General features: G+C 60.8%; 9 protein-coding genes. 8 read left to right on the forward strand and 1 reads right to left on the reverse strand.

Annotated elements, in window-relative coordinates; translation table 11 throughout:
* Positions 1-197: 197 nt before the first annotated feature.
* On the reverse strand, positions 198-5,240 hold the full coding sequence (locus BLU63_RS28515) for an Ig-like domain-containing protein (protein WP_083376841.1): 5,043 nt from the start codon (positions 5,238-5,240) through the stop codon (positions 198-200).
* Positions 5,241-5,453: 213 nt separating this feature from the next.
* On the opposite strand from BLU63_RS28515, the gene BLU63_RS28520 reads away from it, so the two are divergent.
* From BLU63_RS28520 to glgX, 8 genes are all read left to right on the forward strand, one after another.
* Complete coding sequence (locus tag BLU63_RS28520; RefSeq protein ID WP_077749957.1) at positions 5,454-6,353, forward strand: LysR family transcriptional regulator; 900 nt, start codon at positions 5,454-5,456, stop codon at positions 6,351-6,353.
* A gap of 68 nt (positions 6,354-6,421) precedes the next feature.
* Positions 6,422-7,435: an aldo/keto reductase gene (locus BLU63_RS28525; protein WP_010459960.1), complete on the forward strand. Its 1,014-nt coding sequence runs from the start codon at positions 6,422-6,424 to the stop codon at positions 7,433-7,435.
* 597 nt (positions 7,436-8,032) lie between these two features.
* Positions 8,033-9,619, forward strand: coding sequence for a glycogen synthase GlgA (gene glgA, locus BLU63_RS28530; protein WP_083376842.1), 1,587 nt, complete (start codon positions 8,033-8,035; stop codon positions 9,617-9,619).
* Positions 9,620-9,635: 16 nt separating this feature from the next.
* A complete protein-coding gene (gene treZ, locus BLU63_RS28535; RefSeq protein WP_083376843.1) occupies positions 9,636-11,432 on the forward strand; it encodes a malto-oligosyltrehalose trehalohydrolase in 1,797 nt (598 codons plus the stop codon).
* A complete protein-coding gene (malQ, locus tag BLU63_RS28540; RefSeq protein WP_010459957.1) occupies positions 11,429-13,507 on the forward strand; it encodes a 4-alpha-glucanotransferase in 2,079 nt (692 codons plus the stop codon). Before treZ ends, malQ begins: the two co-directional genes overlap by 4 nt.
* Positions 13,504-16,284 carry a malto-oligosyltrehalose synthase gene (locus BLU63_RS28545; RefSeq protein ID WP_083376844.1) on the forward strand — a complete coding sequence of 927 codons (2,781 nt, stop codon included), beginning with the start codon at positions 13,504-13,506 and terminating at the stop codon, positions 16,282-16,284. Before malQ ends, BLU63_RS28545 begins: the two co-directional genes overlap by 4 nt.
* Positions 16,285-16,305: 21 nt before the next feature.
* Positions 16,306-16,620 carry a DUF2934 domain-containing protein gene (locus BLU63_RS28550; RefSeq protein WP_083376845.1) on the forward strand — a complete coding sequence of 105 codons (315 nt, stop codon included), beginning with the start codon at positions 16,306-16,308 and terminating at the stop codon, positions 16,618-16,620.
* Positions 16,621-16,814: 194 nt separating this feature from the next.
* Positions 16,815-18,974: a glycogen debranching protein GlgX gene (gene glgX, locus BLU63_RS28555; RefSeq protein WP_077749961.1), complete on the forward strand. Its 2,160-nt coding sequence runs from the start codon at positions 16,815-16,817 to the stop codon at positions 18,972-18,974.
* The last annotated feature ends 1 nt before the right edge of the window (position 18,975 follow it).

Below are 18,975 nucleotides of genomic sequence, written 5' to 3' on the forward strand. Positions count from 1 at the left end.
CGTAGGCAACGGCGCAAGGTTGTGTAGCCTGAGAGAGTGTCTGGAGATGTCTGTTAAACATTCCTGCTTAATCCTCACTCAGGGCTAATCAATAAATGGCCGCCGGATAAATAAATACGTCCCCACATTTCCTCCTAGTAAATAGATCCGCCCCCTTAAACACACTGACGTATGTTTAATATGTTCAATTTTTTGCGCTACAACGAAAAAGAAAACGTATCCACAATACAATATTGACCACGAAAAATTAGTTCAATTCGCTTAATCCCGAAAAACGTAAAAGTGCTCTTTACAGGCGATTCCCCGGAGACTAATAATTCCTCGCCCAAAATCTCACCTCCTACCCCATAGATAACGGCAGTACAATCCCCCGTCCATTGCCAAAAGCTGACTTGAGAACATGGAGCTTTGAGTTCAAGTCTGACTCTTGCCCCTGAACCTTGTATACAGTTCCCTTCCAACTTCCCTGGGGCTGAACCTAAGGAAAATCGTGCAACAACTGCATAGCCATTAGCTTGAAATTGCACAAGGCTTAGAAAAAGAGCTGGCGTTTCTAAAGGAGCTTCATTTAAAAAAAGCTCTTTTTCGGGCAGGCTTTGAAAGTCCTCAAAGCTGACAAATGGTTTAATTTCAAATGTTCGTGCAGCTGACGTTTGTTCACTTCCGTACAACGCCTTCGCCGTAAAACTGTGCGGCCCCAAGGCCAGGCCGGTGTCGGTCAAGGTCCAGATTCCCGTCGTCGCATCGGCGGTGGGTTGGCCCTTCGGTGTTGTACCGTCGAGTACCTGGACTTTCTGACCTTTGCTGGCCGTGCCGGTCAGCGTCACGCTGGTCTCGAACGATGTACCGCTATTGGGAATTTCGACCCCGCTTGGCGAGCCTTTGACCGAATCAATGGTCGGTTTATCCTCCACCGCCACGGTAAACGTGAACGGTGGAGCGGACTCTTCGCCTTCGCCATACAGCGCCAAAGCCTTGAGGCTGTAAGCCTTGACGGTCAATGCACTTACCACCTGAGTCCAGATGCCGCTGCCATTGGCGGTAGGTTCCCCCAGTGAAGTAGTGCCATCGAGCAAGCGGACTTTCTGGTTGGGACTGGCCTTGCCAGTGACGGTCACCGACCGGTCGAAGGTGATGCCACCCTGGGCGACCGGGCCTTTGGAATCGGTGACCGAGTCAATGGCCGGTTTGAGCGCCGCCGCCACGGTAAACGTGAACGGTGGAGCGGACTCTTCGCCCTCGCCATACAGCGCCAGCGCCTTGAGGCTGTAAGCCTTGACGGTCAATGCACTTACCACCTGAGTCCAGACACCCGAACCATTGGCGGTAGGTTCCCCCAGTGAAGTGGTGCCATCGAGCAAGCGGACTTTCTGGTTGGGACTGGCCTTGCCAGTGACGGTCACCGACCGGTCGAAGGTGATGCCACCCTGGGCGACCGGGCCTTTGGAATCGGTGACCGAGTCAATGGCCGGTTTGAGCGCCGCCGCCACGGTAAACGTGAACGGTGGAGCGGACTCTTCGCCCTCGCCATACAGCGCCAGCGCCTTGAGGCTGTAAGCCTTGACGGTCAATGCACTTACCACCTGAGTCCAGGTGCCCGAACCATTGGCGGTGGGTTCACCCAGCGCGGTGGTGCCATCGAGCAAGCGGACTTTCTGGTTGGGGCTGGCCTTGCCAGTGACGGTCACCGACCGGTCGAAGGTGATGCCACCCTGGGCGACCGGGCCTTTGGAATCGGTGACCGAGTCAATGGCCGGTTTGAGCGCCGCCGCCACGGTAAACGTGAACGGTGGAGCGGACTCTTCGCCCTCGCCATACAGCGCCAGCGCCTTGAGGCTGTAAGCCTTGACGGTCAATGCACTTACCACCTGAGTCCAGATGCCGCTGCCATTGGCGGTAGGTTCCCCCAGAGAAGCGGTGCCATCGAGCAAGCGGACTTTCTGGTTGGGGCTGGCCTTGCCAGTGACGGTTACTGATCGGTCAAAGGTGATGCCGCCCTGGGCGACCGGGCCTTTGGAATCGGTGACCGAGTCAATGGTTGGCTTGACCGCCACCGCCACGGTAAACGTGCGCAACGGGGTGGATGCTTCGCCCTCGCCATACAGCGCCAGCGCCTTGAGGCTGTAAGCCTTGACGGTCAATGCACTTACCACCTGAGTCCAGGTGCCGCTGCCATTGGCGGTAGGTTCCCCCAGTGATGTAGTGCCATCGAGCAAGCGGACTTTCTGGTTGGGGCTGGCCTTGCCAGTGACTGTTACTGATCGGTCAAAGGTGATGCCACCCTGGGCGACCGGGCCTTTGGAATCGGTGACCGAGTCAATGGCCGGTGTGACCGCCACCGCCACGGTCAAGGTTCGTGGCGCGGAGCTCTGACCCGAACCGTACAACGCCTTCGCGGTAAAGCTATGGGCCCCCGCACTCAACCCGGACACCAGCAAGGTCCAGACCCCCGTGCCCGGATCCGCCGTCGGCTGACCTTTGGAGACCGTACCGTCGAGCACATCGACTTTCTGGCCTTTGCTGGACGTACCGGTCAGCGTGATGCTGGTATCAACCGTGCTCCCGCCTTCTGCGATCTCATCCCCATTGGAATCGGTCAAACGGGTGATAGCAGGCTTCACATCCTCCACAGCCTTGACCGTGTAGGTACGCACCTGAAACGGCAGCGCATTGTTTTCATCCTGACTGCCACTCAACCCCGCCTTGAACTCAACTTTCAGCTCGCTCCCGTCCTTCAGGTTTTTCAACTCATTGAATGGAATCGGATGCGTATAAAAGCCCTGGATAATCCAGGTTTCGTTGGTTTGCGAGAAAGGCGGCTGCCAAAATGTCTGGGCGTAGGGACTGTCGTCATTGTTGGTGCCTTGCACCCGCAACCAGACAAACTGTTTCAGCGCAATGAACGGCCAGGCGTTAACCTGGATCACCGCGTTGGCGGTCAGCTGGCTGACGTCGAATTCGGCCCCTTCACCGTTGTCCGCGGCCTGGAGGATCAATGGTTTGTCGAGCACGTTTTCCGGCAGTGGCAGCACCGATAACGTCAGGGTGTCCGAGGGCATGGGGCTGCTGCTGCCGCGAGTTACCTTGTAGTTCACCGTTACCGCTTTGCCGAGGCTGAAGGCGACCACCTTAGGCTCCAACGGTATCTCCTGCGGCCCGAGCGTGGTCACAGGCCACGGTGCGGTGGTATGCGAACCCTCGGGCAGCGTGCCGTCGGCACCGGTCCAGATTGCAGTGATCTGGTCGCCGACCAGCATACCGTCGTAGTTGACGGAGACCGTGAGCTGAGTCTGGGCATTCAACGGATCGAGGCGGGTGCCGCCGTCCGCTTCTTTCACGGCCGGGGGTAACAGTTGGCCAATCGCCTGGCCGACCCCAAATTCCAGCACATTCGAATAACTCGTCTCGTTCGTCGCCGCCCGCCAGATCCGGTAACTCACCGTCACCTTTTTGCCGCGGTTCGGCTCGATGTGTTCGGCGACGAACGTGGCGTTGAGGGTGAAGTGCACGTCCTTGTCCTTGGACAGCCCATTGAGGGTGACGGAGTCTTCCGTGGTACCCGTGACTTCACCCGTCCAGGTGTAGGTCACGATGTCACCGGATTGGGTCGGTTTGACGGTGGGTCTTGGCGCGGTCAGTTTGCCGATGCCGCCGGGCAGGTCCCCGGGCTCCAGCGCTCCGTCCTGTTCACCGAGGACGATGGGTTTGACCAGTTCGAGTTGCGGCTCGCCCACCTGCAGCAGCGCCGCATGCAGCGATTCGCGGCGGATGACTTCACCGTTCGGGCCTTCGCGGAGCAGGTAGTACGACAGCTCCAGCGTGCCGCCTTCCAGGGTTTTCAGGTGCCTGCCGTCCACCGCGATGAAGAAATCTTGCTGGGCTTCGATCTCTTCCCAGGTTGGAAAATACCAATCCAGCTCAGGGGTGTAGCTGCCGGTATCCGGGCGGGTGCCGGCCCAGATGAGGTCGATGGCCATGCCCTGCTGCATGATCGGATCGAACGGAATCCGCACGCGGGGGTAAGGCAGGTCCGGATCAATCGCGCCGCTGTGCTCATCTTCGGCCTTGGGCGCGGCCAGGTGTTTCGGTTCGCCGATGAAGGTGACGAATTGCCCCTTGGACAGGAGGGGGTCGGTCACGCCGGGGCGCTCTACGTGGTAGGAAAAGGTCACCTGGGTTTTGGCCAGTTGGCGCACGTCGGCGTTGGACAGGATGACTTTGTAAGTATGCGGCAGGTTGTCGACCGTCTGGGCCGGCGCGATGACTTCCACGGCCTCGTTGTCCACGGTGGTGCCGCGCATCTTCAGGATGATGCGGTCGTCCTGCTCGAACGCCGGCGCTTTGGCCCAGACCTCGCCCGTGATGTCATCTTCGCCCAGCGCATCGAGGTCGAGAACGTTGTTCACGGCCTCCTGGACGACCGGTGCGTCCAGAAAATCGACGCCGGTCATGACCACCAGCCGCGTGGCCTTGCACCAGTCTTCCGAAAAATTGTGCACCACATCGCGCACGCGGAAGGTGACCGCCAGCCCGGAGATGTCGGTGTCGCCCGCGGCCAGGATGGTGGCTTCGTCGACGTGGATCACGATCGGGTGAGTGGCCGGGTCGCTGATCTGCTCGGCAGTCAGCGGCGCGGATTCCACGAGCACACCGCCCCAGCTCAGCACCATGACATCGCCCACCGCCGCATCCGGATAAGGCACGCCGGTCCCGGACTCGGCCCGAATGATGATGTCCACCCCGGCCGCGGCGATCTCCTTGTCGACGATGTTCTCGACGATGGCCGGATCGATGAACAGGTACAGGTTCGAGTGGCTGCCTTCTTCCGGGTTAAGGTCCTGGCCCGCAGGAATCTCCAGCTTGGCGTAGAGCTTGAGCGCCGGCGTAAACGTCTCGGCGCCCTGATTGAAACGGGTCACCCGGTACGCCAGCGTGTGCGCCCCGGTCAGCCAATGCCTGGGCTCGACCCACAAGGTCACTCGCTGACCGACTTCGGCGTCGTCGGTGATGATGTGCTGATTGACCACCTGGCCGTTGAACTGCAGCTCGACCTTGTCGCCTTTGCCCATGCTTGACCAGGCCGGGACGTAGACCTTGAGCCCGCTGATGGGGAAGTTGTCCAGGGCGGCGGCACGGTTGATTGCCCAGACGTCAGTGGAAGAGTCCAGTAGACGGGCACCGGGGATTTCTGGTTCACGCAGCAGCCTGGAAACGGGGTGACGGACGGGTTGCACGAGCATGGGGAGACTCCTGTCGAGGGGGGCTGGGCGACGGAGTTATTTAAGGTGTGAGTCACGGCGATTGGCTACTGTCATAAATGACAGGTGGAGGTGCTTTCCCGACAAGTGGTACATCCCGTATGGGAGCGACGCGTCGCTTCGATCTCAAGCATGTGCTTGCGAATCAACAAAATATGACGGTAAAAGCGCCGGATCTTTAAAGGATTTTTACCCATGAGCTCGATTCTCGACCTGGAGATCTTCGTTCGCACCGCCGACTCCGGCAGCATCTCCGCCGCCGCCCGTACTTTGGAACTCACCCCTGCCGCTGCCAGCATCGCCCTCAAACGCCTGGAAACCCGCCTCGGCATCCGCCTGTTCGCGCGCTCCACGCGCAGCATGCGCCTGACCGAGGAAGGCCGGCGTTATCTGGAAAGCGTGCGTCTGGCCTTGGCCGCCCTGGCGGAAGGTGAACAGGCCCTCAAGCCTCAAACCCAAGGCTTGAGCGGCGTGTTGCAACTGGCCGCGCCGTCGGACTTCGGGCGTAATGTGTTGTTGCCGTGGCTGGATGACTTCAAGCGCCAGCACCCGAATATCCAGCTGCAACTGCTGCTCAATGACCGCCACTCAGACCTCTTTCGCGAAACCGTCGACGTCGCGTTGCGTTTCGGCGTGCCCAGCGATTCGACGCTGGTGGCGTTGCCGATTCTGCCGGGGCATCGTCGTGTGGCCTGCGCCAGTCCCGATTACCTCGCCCGCCACGGCACGCCGAAAACGCCGGCGGACCTCGGCGAGCACAGCGCCCTGCTCTACCTGCGTAACGGCCGGCCTTATAACTGTTGGCGTTTCAGTCGGCAGCATGAAGTGTTGGAGGTTGAGGTGCGCGGAGACTACCTCACCGACGACGGCGAAGTCGCCCGTCGCTGGGCGTTGGCCGGGCATGGCATTGCTTATAAAGCCTGGCTGGATGTCGCCGCCGATGTGCAGGCCGGGCGGCTGGTGACGCTGTTTGATGACTGGCAAGGCGAAAGCGTGCCGTTCAATTTGCTGTGCCCGCATCGGGTGCAGGTCTCGGAGCGGGTCAAGGTGTTGCAAGCGTTTCTGCAAGAACGTTGTCATGCACTTTGCGTATAAATTCACTTTTCGACGCGCAGGCGTTCTGGTATTTGATTGAAGCTTTCCCACGGTAAAAGGATTTCCTGATGAGTTATCGCACGCTGGGTCATTCGGGTTTACAGGTGTCGACCCTGACCTTGGGCACCATGATGTTCGGCGAACAGACCAGTACCGAAGATTCCCTGCGGATCATCGACAAGGCTTGGGACCAGGGCATCAATTTCATCGACACTGCGGACGTCTACACCGGCGGCCGTTCCGAAGAGATTGTCGGAGAAGCGATTGCCGGCAACCGTCACGAATGGGTGCTGGCGACCAAGGTCGGTTTTGGCCCGGTGGACGGTGTGCCGAACCGCAGCGGTTTGAGCCGCAAGCATATTTTCAATGGCCTTGATGCCAGCCTGACGCGTTTGGGCACTGACTACCTCGACATCTATTACCTGCACCGCGAAGACCACAACACGCCGCTGGAAGTGACCGTGTCGGCGATTGGCGATCTGATTCGCCAGGGCAAGATCCGGTACTGGGGTCTGTCGAACTACCGTGGCTGGCGGATTGCCGAGGTGATCCGGGTGGCGGATCAGTTGGGTGTTGATCGGCCGGTGATCAGTCAGCCGCTGTACAACATCGTCAACCGTCAGGCCGAGACCGAGCAGATCACTGCCGCGCAAAACTATGGTTTGGGCGTGGTGCCTTACAGTCCGCTTGCGCGCGGAGTGCTCAGCGGCAAATATGCGCCGGACGTGAAACCGGACGCCAACAGCCGCGCCGGTCGCGCTGACAAACGCATTCTGGAAACCGAATGGCGAGTGGAGTCGTTGCGTATTGCCCAGCAGATTCAACGGTACACGCAGGAACGTGGCGTGGGCATTGTCGAGTTCGCCATTGCCTGGGTGTTGAACAACAGCGCCGTGACATCGGCGATTGTCGGACCGCGCACCGAGGAGCAATGGGATGCGTACACCAAGGCGCAGGCAGTGAAGATCACGGCTGAAGACGAGGCGTTTATTGATTCGCTGGTCACGCCGGGGCATTCATCGACGCCAGGGTTCAATGATGTGAGTCATTTTGTTTCAGGGCGCAAACCGCGCACGGCTTGAGATTTTTCGCGAGCAGGCTCGCTCCCACAGTGGACCGCATTTCAAGGTGGGAGCGGCTTGCAGTGAAAATAGTCCACGGATGACCGCGATCCTGTGGGAGCGAGCCTGCTCGCGATGAGGCCCTCACACCTGACACACCTCGCACTGCAATGGTGCAAAACCCCGTAAACCACGCCCGTTACCGTGACTTGCCAGTCCCGTTTTGACCCATACCGAAAAATAAACCTGCCCTTCGTCGGTGCGTTTCCCCCTACAAGCGTTGTGCCTTTACCCTCTCCCCACCGATTGTCGAACAATTTCGCCACTTGACCTGCCCCGCTCTAGGATCTGGCCTAGACTCATTTTCGCGAGGTAAAACCGGTCAGTCATCTGGTGGTAAAAAACTCGAAACTTTCGGTCCTGCCCAAGGGTCAGGTTAAAGGTAGGGCCTCAGCGACTGGTGCATTCCTTGCAACGGCCCCTTCACCCTTTCTGCATTAGCGCATGGGGCAGCATTTGCTCACCGATGCGAAGCGCGTTTGCGCCCGGCCACAGGATTTGGCCACGAACACCGTTGGTGCCAGACCTAGAATTAGATCAACAACACGGGAGATTCATATGATTAGTGCGGCTTTAGATATTCAGGGAGAGCGTGCTCATCAGCAGGTCGGCGAATCAAGCGCCGTGAATGCTCCGAGCGCCAAATCGATCAGCGTACCAGGCACCAAAACGCTGTCACCGGCTGCCAGTCAGAATCCGAACAGAAAGAAGGTATTGTTCGTCACCTCCGAGATCGCCGATCTGGTCAAGACCGGCGGCCTGGGTGACGTTTCCGCAGCGCTGCCTCGGGCCATGTCTCATCTGCACGATGTGCGGGTGCTGATCCCCGGTTACCCGCAAGTGCTGCACAGTGAAAACCCGATCCATATCATCGGTGAACTGGGTGGGCACGCCGCACTGCCACCCTGCAAGATCGGACGCATGGACATGCCGGACGGTCTGGTCATTTACGTGTTGATCTGCCCCGAACTCTACGAGCGCGAAGGTTCGCCTTACGGCGCCAACAACGGCCGCGATTGGCCGGACAACCACATTCGTTTCGCCCGCCTGGGCCTGGCCGCCGCCGATATCGCCGCCAATCTGGCACAAATCCACTGGTGCCCGGATCTGGTGCATGCCCATGACTGGCCAGCCGGCCTGGCGCCAGCGTACATGCACTGGCGTGGACAGCGCACCCCGACGCTCTTCACCATTCACAACCTGGCCTATCAAGGCGTCACCAGCCTGGGCTCGTGCCCTGAACTCGGTATTCCCAACCATGCCTTGCAACAGGAAGGCATGGAGTTCTACGGCAAGATGTCGTTCCTCAAGGCCGGCATGGCCTATTCGAGCCACATCACCACCGTCAGCGCCACTTACGCCCAGGAAATCACCACGCCGGCCTTCGGCTGCGGTCTCGACGGCTTTCTCGCCGCCAAGACCCAGCAAGGCATGCTCAGCGGTATTCCCAATGGCATCGATGAAAGCTGGGACGCCGCCACCGACCCGCACCTGTTCTGCCCGTTCGGCATCGGCGACTGGGACGGCAAAGCAGTCAACGCCGCCCATGTCCGCGACCTGTTCGGCCTGGAAGACTCCGAAGGCCCGCTGTTCGCCGTGGTCTCGCGCCTGGTCTATCAGAAAGGTCTGGACCTGACCGAAGCGGTCTCCGAATACATCGTCAACAACGGGGGCCAGATCGCGATCATCGGTCGTGGCGAGCCCGAAGAAGAACAAGCCATGCGGGAACTCGCCCTGCGCTTCCCCGGGCAAATCGGCGTGCGCATCGGCTTCAATGAAACCGACGCCCGTCGCATGTTCGCCGGCAGTGATTTCCTGTTGATGCCGTCGCGTTACGAGCCATGCGGCTTGAGCCAGATGTACGCCCAGCGCTTCGGCTCGCTGCCGGTGGCCCGCAATACCGGCGGTCTGGCCGACACCATCGAAAACGGCGTGACCGGTTTCCTGTTCGACGAATCCACGGTGGAGAGCTATCAAGAAGCCCTGAGCCGCGCGTTCAAGGTCTTCGCCTTCCCCGGCCTGCTCAGCGCCATGCGGTGCCGCGCCATGGCCGCGCCGTTCAACTGGTGCAAGGCGGTTGAACCCTACGCCGAACTCTACGAACGACTGGTCGCCAAAGCCCTGGGTAAATCGGGCAAACAGTAAAAAGAGGTTTTCAACGATGCCGTTACGGACCCTTGAGACCTGGCCCCACGGCGCAATCATGCTGGACGCAGAACACACGCGTTTTGCCTTGTGGGCGCCAGATGCGTTTTACGTCAGTGTCGAACTGGAAGATGGACAATCCTTGCCGCTACTGCCTCAGGCTGATGGCTGGTTCGTGATCAAGACCCGTTGCACGGCGGGTACGCGTTACCGCTACAACATCGATGGCGAGCTGGAAGTGCCGGACCCGGCCTCCCGCGCGCAGGCCGGCGATATCGGCGACCACAGCGTGGTGGTCGATCCACTCGCCTACCAGTGGCAGAACAGCGCCTGGACCGGCCGCCCCTGGAACGAGGCGGTCATCTACGAATTGCATGTCGGTGCGCTCGGCGGCTTCAGTGAAGTCGAGAAGCACCTGGCGCGCCTCGTTGATCTGGGCATCACCGCGATCGAGCTGATGCCGCTGGCGCAGTTCCCCGGCGATCGCAACTGGGGTTACGACGGGGTTCTGCCCTACGCGCCCCAATCGTCCTATGGCACTCCCGAACAACTTAAACACCTGATCGACACCGCCCACGGCCATGGCCTGGCGGTGATTCTCGACGTGGTCTACAACCACTTCGGCCCGGACGGCAATTACCTGCATCACTACGCGAAGGGCTTTTTTCGCGAAGACAAGCACACGCCTTGGGGCGCGGCCATCGATTTCCGGCGCCGAGAAGTGCGGGACTTTTTTATCGACAATGCGCAGATGTGGTTGCTGGAATACCGCTTCGATGGTCTGCGCCTGGATGCCGTGCACGCCATTGAGAGCCCGGACTTTCTTCAGGAACTGGCGCAGACGGTTCGCGAGCAAACCAACCCGGCGCGGCACGTCTGGCTGACGGTCGAGAACGAACACAACCAGGCCAGCCTGCTGGAGGAAGGATTCGACGCGCAGTGGAACGATGACGGCCACAACGCCTTGCACGTTTTGCTGACCGGTGAAACCGACGCCTACTACGCCGACTATGCCGACAACCCCACGGAAAAACTGGCGCGCTGCCTGAGCCAGGGCTTCGTGTTTCAGGGCCACGTGACCCGCCACGGGACAACCCGGGGCGAGCCCAGCGGTCACCTGCCGCCCAGCGCGTTCGTGCTGTTTTTGCAGAACCATGACCAGATCGGCAACCGTGCCTTCGGCGAACGCTTGCATCAACTGGCTCCCCTCGAAGCCCTGAAAGCGGCGACCGCGCTGTTGCTACTGTCGCCGATGATCCCGCTGATGTTCATGGGCGACGAATTCGCGGCCGAAGAGCCGTTCCTGTTTTTCACCAGTCACCACGGTGAACTGGCGGAGCTGGTCCGTGAAGGGCGACGGAATGAATTCGCGGCCTTCAGCGCCTTTGCCGATCCTCATAGACGCGAACAGATCCCCGATCCGAACGCGCCTCAGACCTTTGAAGCGTCGCGGCCAAAACTGACCGCCACCCGGCAATCGGCCATGCAGGGGCTGTATCACCAACTGCTGCGGATTCGCCACGACCACATCATCCCCCACCTGCCGGGCGCTCAAGCCCTGGGTGCCGAGGTGTTGGGCGAAGGTGCAGTGACAGCGCGCTGGCGACTGGGCAATGGCCGTCAGCTGCGCATTGACCTGAACCTCAGCGACAAGCCAGTGGTCCACTCCCCACAGGCCGACGCCAGGTTGTTGTTCGAAACGCCGCCTCAGTCAGCCGGCCTGTTGGAACAGGGCACCCTTGCCCCGTATTGCGCGCTAGTCAGCCTCACGGCCGCAGCCCCCTTGCTACCCCCGGATGGAGAGCGCCAATGAGTGATGCGCAATTGGAAATACTGGCCGGCCGTGCCGGTTTGGCAGTCGACTGGATCGACGCCAACGGCCGCCCGCAGAAAGTCGCCCCCTCGGTATTGCGCAATGTCCTGATCGGACTCGGCCACCCGGCCAGCACCGCACAGGAAATCGACGCCAGCCTCCTGCAATTGCAGGAGGTGCAACAGACCCGGCATCTGCCGCCGCTCATTACCGCCGATTTCGGCGTCAGCCTCGACCTGGCGCATTTCTTTGAACCGGAATCGCCGTGCGAGATCCACCTTGAAGATGGCTCACGACTCAACCTGAAACTGGACGCCGAGGCCCAACTGCCCGGCCTGGTTCCGGTCGGGTATCAGCACGTCAGCATCGACGGACAATCATTTACCCTGGCCGTGGCACCAGCGCGTTGCTACAGCGTCGGCGATGCCGTCGACAGTCCGATCCCGCGCACCTGGGGCCTCAGCGTGCAGTTGTACTCGCTGCGTCGCGCCGGCGATGGCGGGTTCGGCGATACCCAGGCGCTGGAAGACCTCGCTCGAGTGGCCGGCGAACGCGGTGCCGAGGCGCTGGCGATCAGTCCGCTGCACGCGATGTTTGGCAGCGACACCCAACGCTACAGCCCGTACTCACCGTCCAGCCGGTTGTTTCTCAACAGCCTCTACGCTGCGCCGGGCGCTATTCTCGGCGAGCGCGCGTGGCGTGCCGCGATAGACGCCACCGGCCTCGCTGCCGAACTGCAACACCTGGAAGAACAGCCGCTGATTGACTGGCCCGTGGCCGCCGAAGCCAAGCATCGTTTGCTGCAAGCCTTGTATGAAGGCTTCGTCCAGGGCGAACACCCGTTGCATGCCGATTTCAGCAGTTTCCGCCACGCGGCCGGTGAGGCACTGGAAAACCACTGCCGCTTCGAAGCCATACAAGAAGCGCGCGCCGCCAAGGGTGAAACCCTCGACTGGCGCGAGTGGCCGGAACAATGGCGCGACCCGCGCAGCGCCGCCCTCGCCGAATTTGCCGAAGAGAACGCCGGTCGCATTGGCTTCTTCGCGTTCAGCCAATGGCTGATCACCCGTTGCCTGGAGCGCGCACAAACCGCCGCCCGCAGCGCGGGGATGAGCATTGGGCTGATCGCTGATCTGGCGGTGGGTGCCGACGGCGGTGGCAGTCAGGCGTGGAGTCGCCAGGACGAACTGCTCGCCTCACTGACGGTGGGAGCGCCACCGGACATTCTCAACCGCACCGGCCAGGGCTGGGGCATTTCCGCATTCTCTCCTGAAGGCCTGGTGCGCAACGGCTTTCGCGCCTTCATCGAAATGCTCCGGGCCAATTTCGCCCACGCCGGGGGCTTGCGCATTGATCACGTCATGGGCCTGCAACGGCTGTGGGTGATCCCCAATGGCTCGCCGCCCGCCGACGGCGCCTACCTGTATTACCCGGTGGACGACCTGCTGCGCCTGCTCAGCCTTGAATCCCATCGCCATCAGGCGATCGTACTGGGCGAAGACCTGGGGACGGTGGCCGATGGTCTGCGGGAAAAACTCATCGCCCGCTCGATCCTCGGCATGCGCGTGCTGCTGTTTGAACAGGACAACGCGCACTTCAAATCGATTCTCGACTGGCCGGACAACGCCCTCGCGACCACCAGCACCCATGACCTGCCGACGCTCAATGGCTGGTGGCATGGCCGTGACATCGACTGGAACGCCCGATTGGGCCTGGTCGATGCCACGGGTGAAATCGAATGGCGCCATCACCGTGAGCGCGAGCGTGAAGGCCTGCGTCGCGTGCTGAGCGAGGACCCGCAGAACTTCCGCGAAGAATCCCATGAGACGGACCAGATACTGGACGCGGCAGTACGCTTTCTCGGGCATACCCGGGCACCGCTGGTGTTGCTGCCACTGGAAGATGCCCTGGGCATCGAACAACAGGCCAACCTGCCCGGCACCATCGACACGCACCCCAACTGGTCGCGGCGCTTGCCGGGCAGCAGTGAAGCGCTGCTCGATGACCCGGACGCCTCGCGGCGCCTGGAATTGCTCGCCTGCGCGCGACTTCAGGCTGGCGAGCGTGACCAATGAATCAGTCAATACAACCGCTGCCGCTTCGCGCGTCGTTGCGCCTGCAATTCCATAAAGGCTTCACGCTGGATCAAGCCGTGCCGTTGGTGCCGTACTTTGCCAGCCTGGGCATCAGCCACGTCTATGCCTCGCCACTGCTTGCTGCCCGCGCCGGTTCAATGCACGGGTACGACGTGGTGGACCCGACCACGGTCAACCCTGAGCTGGGCGGCGAATCGGCCCTGCGTCGCCTGGTTGCGGCCCTGCGCGAACACAAGATGGGGCTGATCCTCGACATCGTCTCCAACCACATGGCCGTCGGCGGTAGTGATAACCCCTGGTGGCTGGACTTGCTGGAATGGGGACGCCTGAGCCCTTACGGCGAGTTTTTCGACATTCAATGGCACTCACCCGACCCGCTGATGGAGGGCCAGTTGCTGCTGCCTTTCCTCGGCAGCGATTACGGCGTCGCCTTGCAGGACGGCACCCTGCCCTTGCGCTTTGATGCACAACGCGGTGCGTTTTATGTCGAGCACTACGAGCATCATTTCCCGATCTGCCCGTCGAGCTACGGTGAACTGCTGCGAACCGACGACGAGCAACTCAAGTTTCTCGCCGACCGTTTCAGTGCTTTGAGCTACCAGACCGACTCGCACAGCCTGGCGCAACCGCTGAAGGCAGAGCTGCGCGAACTGGCCAGTGACCCTGCGATCCTGCAGTGCATTCAGCAGAATCTCAGTGCCTACGATTCGCTGACGCCCGATGGTTTTAAGCGCCTGCACAACCTGCTCGAACGCCAAAGCTATCGGCTGGCCAGTTGGCGCACGGCGGCGGATGACATCAATTGGCGGCGTTTTTTCGATGTCAACGAATTGGGCGGCCTACGGGTCGAACGCCCCGCCGTGTTCGAAGCGACCCACGCGAAAATCTTCGAGTTGGTGGCTGAAGGGCTGGTCGACGGTCTGCGCATCGACCACATCGACGGCCTCGCCGACCCGCGCGGCTACTGCCGCAAACTACGGCGTCGGGTCGATACCCTGTCGCCCGACCGGCACCTGCCGATTTACGTGGAGAAGATTCTCGGTGAAGGTGAAACCCTGCACCGCGACTGGTCGGTGGACGGCACCACCGGTTACGAATTCATGAACCAGTTGTCGTTGCTGCAGCACGATCCCGAGGGTGAAAAGGTTCTGGGTGAACTGTGGAATCGCTTCAGCGAACGGCCCGCCGACTTCCGCCAGGAAGCGCAATTGGCGCGCCAGCAGATTCTCAACGGCTCCTTGGCCGGCGATTTCGAGAGTGTGGCCCAGGCGTTGCTGCAAGTGGCTCGGGACGATCTGATGACCCGCGACCTGACCTTGGGCGCGATCCGTCGGGCGTTGCAGGAACTGATCGTGCATTTCCCGGTGTACCGCACCTACATCAGCCCGCGTGGCCGTTCTGCCGAAGACGATGTGTTTTTCCAGCAGGCCATGGACGGTGCCCGGCAGACCCTCGGCGAGGCCGATTGGCCGGTGCTCGATTGCCTGGCCGGTTGGCTCGGCGGTGAGCCGTGGCGCAAACGCCCGGTGGGTCGTCAGCGCAAGATCCTCAAGCATGCCTGTGTGCGGTTCCAGCAACTGACTTCACCCGCCGCAGCCAAGGCTGTGGAAGACACCGCGTTCTATCGCTCAGCGGTGCTGCTGTCGCGCAATGATGTGGGCTTCAGCACCGAGCAATTCAGTGCGCCGGTCGCCGATTTCCATGCCGTCTGCATCAATCGCCTGGAGCAGTTTCCGGACAACCTGCTGGCCACCGCCACCCACGACCACAAACGCGGCGAAGACACCCGCGCGCGGTTGGCGGTGTTGAGTGAACGCAGCGCCTGGTACGCCGAGCAGGTCCCGCTGTGGCGGACTCTTGCCCGGCCCTTGCGTGAAGACGACCAGATGCCCTCGGCGGGCGATGAATTGATCCTGTATCAAGCGCTCCTCGGCAGCTGGCCACTCGACTTGCACGGTTACGATCAACCGGCGCTGGAGAACTACACTCAACGGGTGTGGCAGTGGCAACAAAAAGCCTTGCGCGAAGCCAAATTGCAAAGCAGCTGGAGCGCGCCGAACGAGGCTTACGAAAACGCCGTTCAGCAATTCCTGCAACGCTTGCTGCTCAGCCCTGAAGGCGAGCTCTTGTGCACCGCACTCAGCAAAGCCGCCAAGAGCATCGCCGTCCCCGGCGCCCTCAACGGGTTGGCGCAAACCTTGCTGCGCATGACCGTGCCGGGGATCCCGGACCTCTACCAGGGCAACGAGTACTGGGACTTCTCGCTGGTGGACCCGGACAACCGCCGGCCGGTGGATTACGTGAGCCGCCAACAGGCGATGCAGGTTCCGTTGAATCTGCCTGACCTGTTGACCAACTGGCGTGACGGGCACATCAAGCAAACCCTGATCAAGCAGGTATTGAACCTGCGGGCCGAGCATGCGGAGCTGTTTCGACGAGGGACGTATCAAGCCCTTGAGGTCGTGGGCAGCCAGGCTCACCGAGTGCTGGCCTTTGCTCGCGAACATCAGGGAAAACGGGCCATCGTGATCGTACCGATTCGATGCGCCCCGCTGCTGGAAAACAGTGCCGAACCCTGGGTTGACGCGCTGCGCTGGGGCGATACACGGGTGAAATTACCGTTCACCGCCTCCGAGGAAAATCTGAAGGGACTTTTCTCGAGCACCGCAGTCACACACCACAGGGAGCTGAACATCAGCGCCGCGCTGGGGGATTTCCCGGTCAATCTCTTTATTCAAACGTTTACCCAAGCTTGAGTTCAGTTCAGGAGTATTGCGATGAGTACCGACGATAAACGCGTTCGCGAATTTGCCTATCAAATCTGGGAATCGGAAGGTAAGCCTGAGGGCCAGGACGCCCGGCATTGGGAGATGGCGCGCAAGCTGGCTGAAGCCGAAGCCCTGGCCCCCAAAAAATTGCCCAAGGCTGCCGGCAGTAAAACGGTTGCCAAGCCTGCTGTGGCCAAAGCCAATGGCAAGGTGCCCGAGCCGAAAGCCAAGGCCAAGCCTGCAGCGGCTTCAAAGGTAATTCCGCCCGGCGAAAAAGCTGCCGAGAAGAAGCCTAAAGCAGCGCGCAAACCGCCTGCTGTCTGACGCTTCACTATCGCGTCCTGATTGACCTCGTGGCCAGCCCCCTGGCCACCGTGGGCTTGCTCGCCCACGAAAAACCTGTAGGAGCGAGGCTTGCCCGCGAAGGCGGCATGTCAGTCGATTCAACTGTGACTGAAACACCGCCTTCGCGGGCAAGCCTCGCTCCTACAAAGAATCCCCTTTTTGCAGGAGCATCTATGTCCAATCCAAAGAAAGCCGCGCCAGAACCTCACGCCGAGGCCTCGCGAATCCGTGAAGGCTTGCCCTTCCCGCTGGGTGCGACCTGGGATGGTCTGGGGGTCAACTTTGCCTTGTTTTCCGCCAACGCCACCAAAGTCGAACTGTGCATCTTCGACGATGCCGGCGAGGTCGAACTCGAACGTATCGAACTGCCGGAATACACCGACGAGATCTACCACGGCTATTTGCCCGACGCCCACCCAGGGCTGATTTACGGCTACCGTGTCTATGGCCCATACGACCCGGCCAACGGTCATCGTTTCAACCACAACAAACTGCTGATCGACCCCTATGCAAAACAACTGGTCGGCCAGCTGAAATGGTCCGAAGCGTTGTTCGGCTACACCATCGGGCATCCTGACGCCGATTTGAGTTTCGATGAACGCGACAGCGCACCGTTTGTCCCCAAGTGCAAGGTGATCGACCCGGCTCACACCTGGGGCAACGACCATCGCGTCAGCGTGCCGTGGGACAAGACGATCATTTATGAAACCCATGTGCGCGGCATCAGCATGCGCCACCCTTCGGTCCCCGAGAACGTGCGTGGCACCTTCGCCGGGTTGATGGTCGATGACGTGCTGGAACACATTCGCAAGCTCGGGGTGTCGTCGGTGGAGTTGCTGCCGATCCACGCTTTCGTGAACGACCAGCACCTGCTGCACAAAGGCATGACCAATTACTGGGGCTACAACAGCATCGCCTTCTTTGCCCCGGACCCGCGTTACCTGGCCAGCGGCAAGATCGCCGAGTTCAAGGAGATGGTCGCGCACCTGCACGAAGCCAATCTGGAAGTGATCCTCGATGTGGTCTACAACCACACCGCCGAGGGCAACGAACAAGGCCCTACCCTGTCCATGCGCGGCATCGACAACGCCTCGTATTACCGCTTGATGCCTGATGACAAGCGTTACTACATCAACGATTCCGGCACCGGCAACACCCTCGATTTGAGTCACCCTTGCGTGCTGCAAATGGTCACCGACTCCCTGCGCTATTGGGCCACGGAAATGCACGTGGACGGTTTCCGCTTCGACCTGGCGACCATTCTCGGCCGCTACCATGAAGGCTTCGACGAACGTCACAGCTTCCTTGTGGCCTGCCGCCAGGACCCGGTGCTGCGCCAGGTGAAGATGATCGCCGAGCCATGGGATTGCGGCCCCGGCGGTTATCAGGTCGGCGGTTTTCCGCCGGGCTGGGTCGAGTGGAACGACAAGTTCCGCGACACCGTGCGCGCGTTCTGGAAAGGCGATGACGGCCAACTGGCCGACTTCGCCAGCCGCATGACGGCGTCCGGCGAGATGTTCAATCAGCGCGGCCGACGGCCCTATGCCTCGTTGAACTTCATCACCGCCCATGACGGTTTTACCCTCAATGACCTGGTGTCGTACAACGACAAGCACAACGAAGCCAACGACGAGAACAATCAGGACGGCAGCAATAACAACCTGTCCTGGAACCACGGCGTCGAAGGCCCGACTGACGATCCGGAAATCAATGAACTGCGTCAGCGGCAAATGCGCAATTTCTTCGCCACGCTGCTGCTGTCCCAAGGCACCCCGATGCTGGTGGCCGGCGACGAGTTCGCCCGGACCCAGGAAGGCAACAACAACGCCTATTGCCAGGACAGCGACATCGGCTGGGTCAATTGGGACCTGAGCGAAGACGGCAAGGCCCTGCTCAAGTTCGTCAAGCGCCTGATCAAGTTGCGCCTGGCCTATCCGATCCTGCGTCGCGGACGCTTCCTGGTGGGCAATTACAACGAGGACATCGGCGTCAAGGACGTGACCTGGCTCGCCCCGGATGGCAGTGAAATGTCCACCGAGCAGTGGGAAGAACCGCACGGCCGCTGCCTCGGCATGTTGATGGACGGCCGCGCCCAGGAAACCGGTATCCGCCGCAAGGGCGGTAACGCAACCCTGTTGCTGGTGGTCAACGCGCACCACGACATCGTCAACTTCACCTTGCCGGAAGTGCCGGACGGCTATCACTGGACGTGCATGGTCGACACCAATCAACCGTCGATTCGCGGGCAGGAACGCTTCGAGTTCGGTCACGAGTACTCCGTCACCGGTCGTTCGCTGCTGCTGTTCGAATTGCAGCATGAGGAAGAAGAGTGAA

The sequence above is a fragment of the Pseudomonas mandelii genome (genome assembly GCF_900106065.1).
Classification (GTDB): domain Bacteria; phylum Pseudomonadota; class Gammaproteobacteria; order Pseudomonadales; family Pseudomonadaceae; genus Aquipseudomonas; species Aquipseudomonas mandelii.